The sequence below is a fragment of the Agrobacterium sp. genome (genome assembly GCF_059499945.1).
Window position 1 is genome coordinate 14,094 of sequence record NZ_JCABZP010000019.1, and the last position, 13,317, is coordinate 27,410.

Annotated in this window: 10 protein-coding genes; 1 reads left to right on the plus strand and 9 read right to left on the minus strand. The window is 60.1% G+C overall.

The window, feature by feature from the left end:
* Window positions 1-25: 25 nt before the first annotated feature.
* The 4 genes from AC5I5B_RS21610 to AC5I5B_RS21625 are packed head-to-tail and all read right to left on the minus strand — an operon-like array spanning window position 26 to window position 3,513.
* A complete protein-coding gene (locus AC5I5B_RS21610; protein ID WP_107676899.1) occupies window positions 26-880 on the minus strand; it encodes a metal ABC transporter permease in 855 nt (284 codons plus the stop codon).
* Window positions 877-1,737: a metal ABC transporter permease gene (locus AC5I5B_RS21615; RefSeq protein WP_174055136.1), complete on the minus strand. Its 861-nt coding sequence runs from the start codon at window positions 1,735-1,737 to the stop codon at window positions 877-879. Before AC5I5B_RS21615 ends, AC5I5B_RS21610 begins: the two co-directional genes overlap by 4 nt.
* The gene (locus AC5I5B_RS21620; protein WP_162722791.1) at window positions 1,718-2,626 is read right to left on the minus strand and encodes a manganese/iron ABC transporter ATP-binding protein; all 909 of its coding nucleotides are present in this window, start codon (window positions 2,624-2,626) and stop codon (window positions 1,718-1,720) included. The genes AC5I5B_RS21615 and AC5I5B_RS21620 overlap by 20 nt, the downstream gene beginning before the upstream one ends.
* Window positions 2,623-3,513: a metal ABC transporter substrate-binding protein gene (locus tag AC5I5B_RS21625; RefSeq protein WP_003505422.1), complete on the minus strand. Its 891-nt coding sequence runs from the start codon at window positions 3,511-3,513 to the stop codon at window positions 2,623-2,625. The genes AC5I5B_RS21620 and AC5I5B_RS21625 overlap by 4 nt, the downstream gene beginning before the upstream one ends.
* A gap of 314 nt (window positions 3,514-3,827) precedes the next feature.
* Between AC5I5B_RS21625 and AC5I5B_RS21630 the strand changes: the two genes are divergently transcribed.
* Window positions 3,828-4,739, plus strand: coding sequence for a hypothetical protein (locus tag AC5I5B_RS21630; protein WP_174055149.1), 912 nt, complete (start codon window positions 3,828-3,830; stop codon window positions 4,737-4,739).
* A 53-nt stretch (window positions 4,740-4,792) separates the two neighbouring features.
* Here the strand turns inward: AC5I5B_RS21630 and AC5I5B_RS21635 are convergent, their stop codons facing one another.
* The 5 genes from AC5I5B_RS21635 to AC5I5B_RS21655 all read right to left on the minus strand — a co-directional run bounded on the left by AC5I5B_RS21635 (window position 4,793) and on the right by AC5I5B_RS21655 (window position 13,173).
* Window positions 4,793-6,496: a patatin-like phospholipase family protein gene (locus tag AC5I5B_RS21635; RefSeq protein WP_411955849.1), complete on the minus strand. Its 1,704-nt coding sequence runs from the start codon at window positions 6,494-6,496 to the stop codon at window positions 4,793-4,795.
* Window positions 6,497-6,923: 427 nt separating this feature from the next.
* Entirely contained in the window at window positions 6,924-8,423 is a 1,500-nt protein-coding gene (lysS, locus tag AC5I5B_RS21640) for a lysine--tRNA ligase (RefSeq protein WP_174055137.1), read from the minus strand.
* A gap of 225 nt (window positions 8,424-8,648) precedes the next feature.
* Window positions 8,649-10,106: a glutamate--tRNA ligase gene (gene gltX, locus AC5I5B_RS21645; RefSeq protein WP_111793159.1), complete on the minus strand. Its 1,458-nt coding sequence runs from the start codon at window positions 10,104-10,106 to the stop codon at window positions 8,649-8,651.
* 245 nt (window positions 10,107-10,351) lie between these two features.
* Window positions 10,352-12,124, minus strand: a complete 1,773-nt coding sequence (locus AC5I5B_RS21650) for an SLC13 family permease (RefSeq protein WP_099087096.1) — start codon at window positions 12,122-12,124, stop codon at window positions 10,352-10,354.
* Window positions 12,125-12,411: 287 nt separating this feature from the next.
* Entirely contained in the window at window positions 12,412-13,173 is a 762-nt protein-coding gene (locus AC5I5B_RS21655) for a TerC family protein (protein WP_020812092.1), read from the minus strand.
* Between the last annotated feature and the right edge of the window lie 144 nt (window positions 13,174-13,317).

A 13,317-nucleotide genomic window follows, 5' to 3' on the forward strand; every position in this document is an offset into this window, starting at 1 on the left:
CCACACGCCCGCAAAAATCGTTGTTTTAGAAGCCTGTTTCCCCCGCCGCGTCGATCCGCCGGGCCTTCCAGGTGGTGCGGATGAAGGTGGCAACGAAAGCAAGGCTCATGAACATGACGATGGTGGGGGCCGGCGCACTGTCGATCAGGAAGCTCAGCCATATGCCCGAAAGCGATGAGGCGACCGCCACCGCCATGGCCACCAGCAGCATGGCGGAAAAGCGCCGGGTCAGCAGGAAGGCGATAGCGCCCGGCGCCACCAGCATCGCGACCGAGAGGATGATGCCCACCGCCTTCAGCGCACCAACCACGGTCAGCGACAGAACCATCAGCAGGCCGTAATGCAGGATACGCACCGGCAGGCCGATGGCTTTGGCGTGCTGCGCATCGAAGGCGTTGACCAGCAGGTCCTTGCGCAGGATACCGAGAAACAGCGTGGCGAAAAGCGCGATCAGGCCCGTCTCCAGCATGTCTGAGGGCGCAATGCCGAGCATGTCGCCGAAGAGGATGTGATCGAGATGCACGTCGCTCTGCACCTTCACATAAAGCACCAGCCCCAGCCCGAACATGCCGGAAAAGACGATGCCGAGCACCGTGTCTTCCTTGATGCGGCTGTTTTCCTTGATGAAACCGGTGCCGAGCGCACAGATCATGCCGGCGATGAACGCGCCGATGGAAAGCGGGATGCCGACAATATAGGCCACCACCACGCCGGGCAGCACCGCATGGGAAACCGCATCGCCCATCAGCGACCAGCCCTTCAGCACCAGAAAACAGGAGAGCATCGCCATAGGCACCGCGATCATCAGCGTGATCACGAAGGCATATTGCATGAAGGGCAATTGAAACGGCAGGATGGCGAGTTCGAGATATTCGCTCATGGCGTTTCCTCCAGCGCCTTGCGGGCCTTGGCACGCGATGCGAGAAGCCCGTGTTTGGGCGCAAAAACGAAGGCGGCAAGGAAGATTGCCGTCTGCAGCACGACGATGACGCCGCCGGTCGCACCATCGAGGAAATAGCTGAGGTAAGCACCGACGAAGCTGGTGGCCGCGCCGATGATCAGGCTCATCAGGATCAGCCGCTCGAAACGGTCGGTCAAGAGATAGGCAGTGGCGCCCGGCGTTACCACCATGGCAACGACGAGGAAGGCTCCAACCGTCTGAAGGGCGGCAACCGTGGAGGCGGCCAGCAGGGTGAAGAAGATCACCTTCAGCACTTCCGGTTTCAGCCCCACGGTGCGGGCGTGGTTCTCATCGAAGAACACCACCATGAAGTCACGCCATTTCAGCGCCAGCACGATGAGGCTGATACCGCCGATCAGCGCCAGCTGGATCGTGTCTTCGGTGGTGATCGCGAGAATATTGCCGAGCACGATGGTCTGGATATTCACCGAGGTGGGCGAGAGCGACACCATGAACAGCCCGAGCCCGAAAAACGAGATAAAGATCAGCCCGATGATCGCGTCTTCCTTCAGCCGCGTCTTCTGGTTCAGGAACAGCATGGAGCCGGCCGCAAGCCCGCCGGAAAGGAACGCACCGAGCGAAAAGGGCAGGCCCAGCATATAGGCGCCCGCAACGCCGGGAACGATGGCATGGGAAAGAGCATCGCCGATCAGCGACCAGCCCTTCAGCATCAGATAGGCCGAGAGAAAACCGCAGACGCCGCCCACCAGTGCGCTGACCCAGATGGCGTTCAGCATATAACCATAGGTGAAGGGCTCAAGAAGGCTGTTTATCATCGACTTTTTCTTTCGGAGCCTCAGGATCGTGCCCGTTCTGGCCGTTCTTGCCGTAGATCACAAAGGGCCGCTCATCATCGGTAATGACCTTCACCCGCCGCGGATCGGCGTCGTTATGCAGGTCGGCCCCGCCAAGCACGAAGTGGCGCAGGCTGCCGCCAAAGGCCTTTTGCAGGTTCTCCTCGTTGAAGGTATCCGCCGTCTTGCCCGATGCCAGAACCGTGCCCTTGACGAAGACGGCGCGGTCACAGAATTCCGGCACGCTGCCGAGATTATGGGTGGAGACCAGCATGACCCGGCCCTCGTCGCGCAGCGCCTTCAGAAGCGTGACGATCTGCTCTTCCGTTGTCACGTCGACACCGGTGAAAGGCTCGTCCAGCAGGATCACCTGACCCTCCTGTGCCAGCGCGCGGGCCAGAAACACCCGCTTCTTCTGCCCGCCCGAGAGTTCGCCGATCTGGCGCTTGCGATAATCGAGCATGTTGACGCGTTTCAGCGCCTCTTCCACCATCTGGTGGTCGCGTTTCGAGGGGATGCGCAGGAAATTCATATGGCCGTAACGGCCCATCATCACCACATCCTCCACCAGCACCGGAAAGCTCCAGTCCACCTCCTCGGCCTGCGGTACGTAGGCGACAAGGTTTTTCCTGAGCGCTTCCTTCACCGGTAGTTCGAAGATAGAGACGGAACCGGCGGCCAAAGGCACGAAACCCATGATCGCCTTGAAAATCGTGGACTTGCCGGCGCCATTGACGCCGACAAGTGCAGTGATCGTTCCGCGGGGGATGGAAAAGCTGGCATTTCTTAATGCGGTGTGGCCGTTTCGATAGGTCACTGTCGCATTTTGAACCGTCAGGCCGCCGCCTGATTTTTTACTGCCCATTCTCATGAAGACAGCCCCTTGGCGATGGTTTCGCTCGTCACGCGCAGGAGGTCGAGATAGGTCGGAACCGGACCATCGGCTTCGCTCAGCGAATCCACATAAAGAATGCCGCCATAGGCCGCACCGGTTTCCTTGGCCACCTGCTGGGCGGGATCGGCGGAAACCGTGCTTTCGCTGAAGATGACGTTGATATTGTGCTCGCGCATGGCGTCGATCACGCCGCGAACCTGCTGCGGTGTGCCCTGGCTGTCGGCATTGACCGGCCACAGGAACAGTTCCTTCAGGCCGAAATCACGGGCGAGATAAGAAAAAGCGCCTTCGCTCGTTACCAACCAGCGCTTGTTTTCAGGCAGGACGGAAAGCGTGTCGCGGATCGGCTGCACGGTGGCCTTGATCTTGTCCGAATAGGCCTTTGCATTGGCGGCATAGACATCGGCATGGGCGGGGTCGATATCCGTCAGGCCCTTGCGGATATTTTCCACGTAGATCAAGGCGTTATCGGGCGACATCCAGGCGTGCGGATTGGGCTTTCCCTGGTATGCCCCGCCGCTGATGGCCATGGGTTTCACGCCCTCGCTCACCGTCACGCTCGGCACGCCGGAAAGGTTGACCAGGAACTTCTCGAACCACAATTCCAGATTGAGGCCGTTGCGAAGCACCAGATCGGCCTTGCGGGCTTTGAGAATATCGCGCGGCGTCGGCTGGTAATTGTGAATTTCCGCACCCGGCTTGGTGATGCTTTCCACCTCGGCCGCATCGCCCGCCACGTTGCGCGCCATATCCGCGATGATGGTGAAGGTCGTCACGACAACAGGTTTTTCCTGGGCAAGGGCCGCACCGGGGAGAAAAAGCGAGAAGGCGAAAACTGCATGCCGGATTTTTTGAAAGTTCACGGGGCTCACCAGATTTTGTTGCGATTAATTCGCAATACCATCTGTTATAAAATCACCCTTGTCAACGCTATTGCAAATCATTCGCAAATTAGTGGATTTCAAGAATGTCTGAAAATGGTGCGTTTTTGCCGGCGACGCGCCAGTGGGATTAAACTTTTTTCAATGAGAAAGCGGCACTATCGCAGGGCTCGGACAGCGTGGTCCGTAGCTTGTCCCGCGTGTGTTCCTCATCCATCGAGCCACGTTTTGGGATGAGGGCGTAAGACGGGGTACTTGATGTCAGGATGTTGCGGGTGAAAGCTGTATTCGGACGAATGCGGTTTTCGCGCAAGCTCGTTATGATTGGAGGCGGGATCCTGCTTTTGGCGGGTGCGACCGGTTCTGCTGCCGTATTCATCGGCAGCGATCGGCTGCTTGGTCCATCCTACGCTTCCACCAACGGGCTCTCCTGCGACGCGGTCCAGACAGTCAACATTCGCAAGAACGGTTCTTTATGGGTCCGTAAATTCATTCGTACCCAGGGCGGTGATGGCACAGAGCGGCTGAAGACCGCACTGCGCGTCGCCCAGGCGGTTTACGACAAGCAGAAACCCGATCTGGTTCAGGTCTCCGTGCTCGACAAGAACGGTCCGCAGCTGCGCTCGGAAATGCGCGGCCGCGCCATTGCCGCACAGGTGGTTTTCATTCCGGACCTCGCCAAAATCCCTGAGGGTGCGGAGGCGCGGCGTTATTCGGCTTTTTATTACGATGGCGTGGCAAACGGCGCCGGGCAATTTTACGGGCTGCGCATCGATTTGCCGCTGGAAGATACCGAAGCGCTGGCGGCAAGCCTCAGCGATTCAGCAGATTGTGCGACCCCGGCTCTGGATGCCGGCTCTGAAGGCCACGACGCAAAACCCGCAAAGAGCGCGACGGGCCACGGCGAAACCAAGGATGATGGCGCAGGCGGCCACGGCGGCGCGCCGGCGGAAACCAAGGAAGGCGGCGCCGGTGCGGAAACCCATGGCGAAACCCCGTCTCCCGAAGCGCATGGCGAACCCACCACCGATGAACTTCTGACCTCGACACCGGAAGCCGATGGCGGCAGCATCTTCAGCCTGTCCTACCTGAAATCGCTGATCTTCGGAAAAGGCTCGACGACCGCACAGGCGGCGGAAGAGAAGCCGGCGACCGAAAATGCGCCCGCGGAAGAACCGGGTGCGGAGAAAAAGGCCGCAAGCCACTAAGCGGGCGAGGGCGGTTCTCGGAGAAACCTTCCGGCGACCTTGCCCCAGTCGCGTCAGATATCGGGTCCGATCCGCAGACGGCCAGCCGGATTTGGAAATTTCTTGCGCTTGTTGACGATTGCCGGAGAGAAACTCTGCGACAGGGCGGCAAAGGCGGCAATTCGGGCGATCAGCTTTTCCCGCTCACCCTTTGTCACGGCTTCGTAGCTTTTGATCTCGTCAATGTAACCCGTCAGCCATTCTTCATATTTGCCTTCGCTCCACAGACGCTCAGTCGCAAACACCGCGTCTTCCAGCCGATCATAGGCAACAAGCGTCCGTCGCCAGCGATGCTCGTCGAAATCCAGCGCGCCATTTGCAAAAAGCGATCCGACCTCAAGGCCGTAGCTCATCAGTTTTGCCGAGCGTTCCGGCGGCATCGTCAGGTTTAGCCCGCCTTCCTCCTCATTGAGGAAAACGCGGGCGATGCGCTCCCTTTGGCCGGGCATGGTGGCGAGGGACTGGTCCTGCCAGTCTTTCGCCGAACTGAGGATGCTGCCCAGGAAGCCGCTCATTTTTTCCATCTTGTGAACGGGCACGCCTATCCCTTCGCCAGCCGCCTGCGGGATGGTGACGCGCTTCATGCTGCCGGCGATGGATTTCGGCAATTCGTCAAGGCTGAGGGCGAAGGTCGGCCGCGACGGAAGCAGGGCGTCGAAAAGATGAATGGGAAAGTTGCTGCTGATGCCGCCATCGGAGAACCAGATTTTCGCCTTCATGACGGGCCGTGCGTCGCCGCTGATGCGTCGCACGATATCCAGCGTGCCGCGATCATTGGTATAGGCCGGAATGGCCTTGAACAGGACCGGGAAACTCAGGCTCATGCGTGTTGCGATGATGACGGGCAGCTGGGCGGGCTCCGGAAAAGCCTTGAGTTCAGGAAAGGGGCCGCCCGGTGTCGCGATCTGCTTCAGCCAGTCCATCACGCCAGCGGGAAACAACTGGCTCCATTCCTTCGGGTCGTAAGCCACCATGAGATTCGTGGTCGGAAGCGTGTGCGGCCGCCGCATCGACAGGTTCGTCGTGACCATCTTCAGATTTATGACCGGCTTCTCCGGCTCCGCGCCAATGAGATCGCCGAAGGTCAGCGGCGGCGCTGTCGCAGCGTCGCTGCCGAAAGCGATGTCCTGGATCGAGGCATGCAGCCATTCCGTCAGGCCCGGAACCTCCCGATCGGAAACCGTCAGTCCTGAACAGAAGCCGAAGCCGTCCTTCGGCAACCGGTGAAAAACCAGCCACAGCATCTGGCCAAGGATGCCGGCCAGCATGCCCACCAGCCCGCCGAGAATGGACCCGGCGCAACCGCCACCCAGAGCCCACAAGATGCCGGCGCCGATGACAATGCCTGCTATGGCTGCCAGCGGAAAAGCCATGGGCAAGCCCAAAACCTTGCCCGGCCAGCCACCGGCCTGCGCCCACAGCAGATAACGCATCAGGGGGCGAAAACGGCGCTCCGGCTGGAAAAGCCTGTCCAGAATAGTGGGTATCGTGTCGCAATGGGCCTGCAGGCGGGTGAACCCGTCAGGATCTTTCCTGACTGTGCGGGAATATTCCGCCGCAGCCGCGAAAGCGGCGGCAATCGCCCCGGCCGATGTGCCGCCAATCGAGCGGAAACGGTATCGGCGCGCCAGTTCCAGAACCGCATAGGGATAAACGACACCGGAGGTGATGCCGCCCTTCATCACCACGTCGCATTCCTTTTCAGGTGTTGCGAACATATCGGGCTGGTATCTGGGAAGCTCATTCTCGGGCATGCGTATCTCCCCCGGCGGCCGTTGATCGAAAGCCGTCAAACACAATGCGAATGATGCGGAATGGGTATCACAAGTTGAGGCGATATCGCTAGTATATTCTACTAAAAGTTATATGAATTTATTCGATCCGCTCACGGATGGACGGATAGTTACTTGCCGTGTCTATGTAGGGAGAGGAAAACCGACAGCAAACGGGGCGAAGCCTCGCCACACACTCCGGCGTCATCCTCGGGCCTGTCCCGAGGATCTGCAACGGATTGACTTTATTGGACGTGATTAGGTCCTCGGCACAGGCCCGAGGATGACGTCGAGAAAATACGTCCCCTTCGCCACCAGCGAGACAATCGGGGAGCGGCAGGCGGCCGCGAGGCCGCCCCCGGGTTTCGTCCGATCAGTCCGCCTTGTTGCGGCGGGCCGGGAAAAGGATGACGTCGCGGATCGAGGGGGCGTTGGTCAGGAGCATGATCAGGCGATCAACACCGATGCCGAGGCCGCCGGCGGGTGGCATGCCCTGATCGATGGCGTCGAGGAATTCGTCGTCCAGCTGCTTGTCCTTTTCACCGCGGGCATGGGCCTGCTCAAGCTGCTCCACCATGCGGCGGCGCTGCTCTTCGGGATCGTTGAGTTCGGAGAAGGCATTGCCCACTTCCCAGGCGTTGCAATAGCTCTCAAAACGCTCAACGAGGCGCGGTTCGCCCGGCACTTCCTTGGCGAAGGGCGAGATATCCTTCGGGAAATGCGTGACGTGGCTCGGTTGGATAAGCGTACCTTCAACCTTCTCTTCGAAGATGAAGGCAAGGCATTCGCCCCAGGTCCAGTCCTTCTCGACGGCAAAACCGGCAGCCTTGGCGGCGGCGCGGGCTTCCTCGTCAGTCTCGATCGCAAGGAAGTCGATGCCGGTCGCTTCCTTCACCGCATCAGGCATGGGCACGCGCTTGAACGGACCCTTGAAGGAAATTGTCTGGCCCTGGAATTCCACCTCGGTCGTGCCGTGCAGGGCAATCGCCAGCGTCTCGAACAGACGCTCTACGAGACCCATGATGTCTTCGTAGTCGGCATAGGCCCAATAGCACTCCATCATGGTGAATTCAGGATTGTGCCTTGTGGAAACGCCTTCGTTGCGGAAGTTGCGGTTGATTTCGAATACCTTGTCGGAAAGGCCTGATACCAGCGTGCGCTTCAGGAACAGTTCCGGCGCGATGCGCAGATACATGTCCATCTTCAGCGTGTTGTGGAAGGTCTTGAACGGATCGGCCGTCGCACCGCCGTAAACTGTCTGCAGCATCGGCGTTTCCACTTCGAGGAAGCCTTCGGCCTCCATGAAACGGCGAATGCCGGACAGGATCTTCGAGCGCTGCAGGAAGCGCAGCTTGGATTCCTCGTTGGCGAGAATATCGAGATGGCGCTTGCGGTAACGCAGCTCGATATCGGAAACGCCATGCCACTTCTCCGGCATCGGCAGCAGCGACTTGGTCAGCATGGTGATTTCTTCGGCGTTGATCGTCAGCTCGCCGCGCTTGGTGCGGCGCACCTTGCCGGTCACGCCGATGATGTCGCCGATGTCGATCATCGGCAGCAGATTGCGCGCCGCTTCCGGCGTCGTATCCTTGTGGGAGAAGATCTGCACCTTGCCGGAGGCGTCATGGATATCCATGAACATGCCGGAATTGCGCGAGGAATAAACGCGGCCCGCCACCGTCACCGTGTCGCCGGTTTCGACGTCGGCTTCGATATCGGCATATTTTTCCGCCAGCTCCGCATTGGTCAGCGTGCGGTGGAAATGCGCCGGATAAACGTCGCCGATCTGCTCGCGCAGCAGCGCAAGTTTCTGGCGGCGCACTTCTGTCGCGTCGGAGGAAAGGGCGGTGGTTTCGGTTGTCTTGTCGTTCATTGTTCTTCGCCTTTATGGGCACATTGTTCTGTTTGCTGCTGCGGTCGCCAAATGCGCCCACACTTTCCACATCCGTCATCCTCGGGCTTGACCCGAGGATCCATTCTCCAGGCGGTACGTCGTCCTGTCGGAACTCATCGAAACCGGCGTGGATCCTCGGGTCAAACCCGAGGATGACGACCGTTGATGAGCGGGGCCGACAATCAAAAGCCTCGCCGCTTTGTCTTACGTTCCGCTGCCAACCATCGTGGCCACAACGGCAATCGCCGCCTTCAGCCGCTGGCGCACCACGGAGCGGCCGAGCAGCGCCATACTGTCAAACAGCGGCAGCGAACGCGAAGAACCGGACATGGCGACAAAAAGCGGCGGCGTCACGACGCGCAGCTTCTTGCCTGTGCGTTCGGCGACATCGCGCAGTTCGGCCTCGATCGCTTCTACATTCCAGTCCGGCATTGTTTCCAGATCAACGGCAACGGTGGTGAGGATTTCGTGGATTTCCTCCGGCTTGCTCTTCAGGCCCGCAAAGGAGGCCGGCGTCAGGCCGGCATCGCTTGCCAACAGGAAGCCTGCAAGGTTGGGCAATTCGCCGAGCTTGGAAATGCGGCTCTGCGCAAGCTTCAGGCCTTCGGTCAGGCGTGCATTCTCCATCGCCCATTCCAGCGTGCGGGCAATGAATTCTTCCGGTGTGAGCTTCTCGCGCAGCCAGCGGCCGTTCAGCCAGTCCAGCTTCTGGATATCGAAGATGGCGCCGGCCTTGGACAACGCTTCCGGGTCGAACTTCGCCGCCAGTTCTTCCATGGTCAAAAGCTCTTCGCCTTCAGCGATCTGGATGAAGAACAGGCCGAGGAAGTTCATCAGCGCTTCCGGCAGGTAGCCGAGAGCGGAGTAATAGGAGATCGAGGTCGGGTTCTTGCGCTTGGAGAGCTTCGACTTGTCGGCGTTGCGCATCAGCGAAAGATGCATGAACACCGGCTGCTCCCAGCCGAAATAACGGTAAAGCAGGATGTGCTTGGGCACGGAGGCCAGCCATTCCTCGCCGCGCGCCACATGGGTGATCTTCATCAGATGGTCGTCGATGACGTTTGCCATGTGATAGGTCGGCATGCCGTCGGCCTTGATCAGCACCTGCATGTCGACCGAATCCCACGGGATCGAGACATCGCCGTAAACGCCGTCATGGAAATCGCACGAACCTTCGGTCGGGATCTTCATGCGCACGACGTTGGCTTCGCCGGCGGCGACGCGGGCGGTCACTTCCTCGGCCTTCAGGTGGAGGCAAAGGCCGTCATATTTCGGCGGCTTGCCGGCCGCGCGCTGTGCCTCGCGCATCTGCTCCAGCCGCTCGGGCGTGCAGAAACAGCGGAAGGCATGGCCTTTTTCCAGCAGCTCTTCAGCATAGGGCCAGTACATCGGCTTGCGCTCGGACTGGCGATAGGGACCGTAAGGACCGCCGACGTCAGGGCCTTCCGACCAGGTGAGGCCGGTCCAGCGCAGCGCCTCGAGCACCTTCTGCTCATATTCCAGCGTCGAGCGGGTGGCGTCGGTATCCTCGATGCGCAGGATGAACTCGCCGCCATGTTTTTTGGCGAAGAGGTAATTGAACAGCGCGATGTAAGCGGTGCCGACATGGGGCTCGCCGGTGGGGGAAGGTGCAATGCGGACGCGAACGCCGGAAGTGGTCATGAAATTCACTCGTCGTGACGTGGCAGTGACATGGGGGCGAAGTCGCCCTTATATCACGGAGTTTTCGTTTGAATGCGGCAGGAAATCATGCGGAAAGGCGCGTGTCGCGCGCGCTTTTGCACATTTCCGTTCGGCATCGGCTTAGGCCATATTATGCCGCAGGCGTCAAGGAAATAAGGATATTTACCGTCTTGCCTCAACGCATTGCTGCGATGCAAGGATGCCGCGCTTTTCCTCGAAAAGTTTCAGGAAACCGGCCAGACGTAAAGCAGCATCGGAATGCTGGCGATGACGATCATGATCGACAGCGGCAGGCCGAGGCGCGGGTAGTCGCTGAAGCGGTAACCGCCGGGGCCCATCACCAGCGTGTTGCACTGGTGGCCGATGGGGGTGAGAAAATCGCAGCCCGCGCCGATCGCCACCGCCATCAGGAAGGCTTCCGGCCTGAAGCCGAGTGTAGTGGCGAAACCGGCGGCGATGGGGGCCATGACCAGCACGGTTGCGGCATTGTTGAGAAAGGGCGTGACCGCCATGGCGGTGAGCAGGATCATGCCGAGCGCCGCAAACGGCGGCAATCCCTGTGCGGCATGGCCGAGCCAGGCGGCGATCAGTTCGCTCGCCCCGCTGGTGCGCAGACTGTCGCTGACGGGAATGAGGGCGGCGAGCATGACGAGGATCGGCCCGTCGATGGATTTATAGACCTCTGTGAGCGGGATCGCGCCGACGAGGATCATCAGGAAGGCGGCGGCGAAGAATGCGACTGAGACCGGCACCAGTCCGCTGCCGGCGGCGATCATGGCGGCGGCGAGCACGATGACGGGTAGCAGCGCGCGGCGCTGCACTCCAAGCAGGATTTCCCGCTGCGCCAGTGGCAAGAGCGAAAATTCCTGCAGGACCTGCGGCAGGTTCTTGCGGCTGCCCTGCAAAAGAATGACGTCCCCCGCCTGCAATGTCAGCTCGGAGAGCCGCTGGCTGACGCGCTGGCCGCGGCGGTTGACGGCGATCAGATTGACGCCGCGCGTATAGGAGAGCGAAAGCTCGCGCGCCGAAATGCCGCTCAGCACCGATTCATTGCTGATGACCGCTTCCATGGAAATGAGATCGACGGTCTTCTGGCCGTTCTCCATCAGCGGCTTGCCTGACAGCAGCAGCTTTGCCTGCGAGACGATGCGGTCAAGCCCTTCCGGGCTGCCTTCGAGAAGCACGGTGTCCCCGGCCTTGAGCTTCACATCGGGGAAGGGGGAGATGCGTCTCGGCCCGCGCAGGATGGTGCTGGCGATGACGTCGCCATCGGCCTGTTTGAGCAATTCGCGCAGCGGCTTGTCCGCATAGGTGCTGTCGGCGGGCAGCGTCGCTTCGGCGGTATAGGCCGACTGGTCGAGAATATCCTCCACCGATGCCTGCTGGCGGTTGCGGACCGGCAGAAGGCGATAACCGAAAGTCAGGAAGATGATGCCGATGACTGTCAGTCCCGCGCCGACGGGGGTGAAGTCGAACATCGAAAAGCTCTGCCCGGTCATCTCCTCGCGCAGCCGCGAGATGACGATGTTGGGCGAGGTGCCGATCTGCGTCATCAGCCCGCCCAGAAGTGCGGCAAAGGCCATGGGCATCAGATAATAGGAAACGGGGCTGCCGGATTTGCGGGCAAACTGGAAAGCGACCGGCATCATGATGGCGAGCGCGCCGATATTCTTGATGAAGGCCGACATGACGGCGACGACGATCATCAGGAAGGCAAGCTGCAGGCTCTTGGAGTGCATTTCGGGAAAATATTTCTTGATCGTCATATCCACGATGCCGGAGCGCGCCACGGCCGAACTGACGATCAGCGCGCTGCCGACGATGATGACGATATCATCCGAAAAACCGGAGAAAGCCTTCTCGAAAGGCACAACCCCCACCGCCACCGCCACCAGCAATGCGCTGCAGGCGACGACATCGTAACGCAGCCTGTCCCAGATGAACGCGACCATCATGCCGGCGATCACGGTGAAGGCGAGGATCTGGTCGGTTGTCATGCTGCCTGTTTGCTTTCGAAGGAGAAAAACGCGCCGTCGCCGGGCGTAAGGCGAGGATGCATTGAAACGCAAGCCGCGGCTTTGAGGTTCCGGACGGAAATAAAGAGTACGATTGGTGGAAGCCTGCTTCGCGCGGAAGGCTTTGGATGGCCGCCTATCGGCCTAAAGCTTTCCGTCATCCTCGGCCTTGAGCCGAGGATGACGTGGAGTATGAGGAGCGGTCCTTCCTCAATCCGAGACCCGTCTGCAAACGGGCCTCGGAAAATCAGGGAAACGTCACGGCAACATCAATGCACGTCGCCGGCGGCCTCCGCCTTCTTTCGACGCCGCGCATTGCGGGCCAGCATATTGAGCAGTTCCACCAGCGCCGAAAACGCCATGGCGGCATAAACGTAGCCCTTGGGAACGTGGAAGCCCATGCCTTCGGCAATCAGTGTCGTGCCGATCATCATCAGGAAGGCGAGCGCCAGCATGACGATGGTGGGGTTGCGCTCGATGAAGTTGGCAAGCGGCGTTGCGGCCAAAAGCATGACGGTGACGGCGACGATGACAGCGACGATCATGATCGGCAGATGCGGCGTCATGCCAACGGCGGTGATGATGCTGTCCACCGAGAAGACGAGGTCGAGCAGCAGGATCTGGCCGATGGCGGCGCCGAAATTCATGCCTACAGGGCCGCCGACCATGTCTTCCTTGTGGTCTTCCGGGTCGACATTGTGGTGGATTTCCTTGGTGGCCTTCCACATCAGGAAAAGACCGCCGGCGATGAGGATCATGTCCTTCCATGAGAAGGCGTGGCCGAAGAGCTCGAAGACCGGGGTGGTCAGCTGCACGATCCACGCGACGGTGCCGAGCAGGCCAAGCCGCATGACGAGCGCAAGGCCGATGCCGATCTTGCGGGCTTTTTCGCGCTGTTCAGGCGGCAGCTTGTTGGTGAGGATCGAGATGAAGATCAGGTTGTCGATACCAAGCACGACCTCCATGACGATCAGGGTGACGAGCGCCACCCAGGCGGCGGGGTCGGACAGAAGAGGGAGAACGGACTCCATCAGGGAATTTTTCCTTTCAGCAACAAGGCCACCCGAAACATTCGGTGGGTGGAATTTATAGCGCAATACGCGAGAAACAAGGAGACCGCCCCTGTGATGGGCAAGATTTCATCGAAATTTCGCGCAAACCGCGCATCGGGCACT

Coding starts and splice junctions, on each gene's coding strand:
- AC5I5B_RS21610 (WP_107676899.1), bottom strand. CDS start 880: ATGAGCGAATATCTCGAACTCGCCATCCTGCCGTTTCAATTGCCCTTC.
- AC5I5B_RS21615 (WP_174055136.1), bottom strand. CDS start 1,737: ATGATAAACAGCCTTCTTGAGCCCTTCACCTATGGTTATATGCTGAAC.
- AC5I5B_RS21620 (WP_162722791.1), bottom strand. CDS start 2,626: ATGAGAATGGGCAGTAAAAAATCAGGCGGCGGCCTGACGGTTCAAAAT.
- AC5I5B_RS21630 (WP_174055149.1), top strand. CDS start 3,828: ATGCGGTTTTCGCGCAAGCTCGTTATGATTGGAGGCGGGATCCTGCTT.
- AC5I5B_RS21635 (WP_411955849.1), bottom strand. CDS start 6,496: ATGTTCGCAACACCTGAAAAGGAATGCGACGTGGTGATGAAGGGCGGC.
- lysS (WP_174055137.1), bottom strand. CDS start 8,423: ATGAACGACAAGACAACCGAAACCACCGCCCTTTCCTCCGACGCGACA.
- gltX (WP_111793159.1), bottom strand. CDS start 10,106: ATGACCACTTCCGGCGTTCGCGTCCGCATTGCACCTTCCCCCACCGGC.
- AC5I5B_RS21650 (WP_099087096.1), bottom strand. CDS start 12,124: ATGACAACCGACCAGATCCTCGCCTTCACCGTGATCGCCGGCATGATG.
- AC5I5B_RS21655 (WP_020812092.1), bottom strand. CDS start 13,173: ATGGAGTCCGTTCTCCCTCTTCTGTCCGACCCCGCCGCCTGGGTGGCG.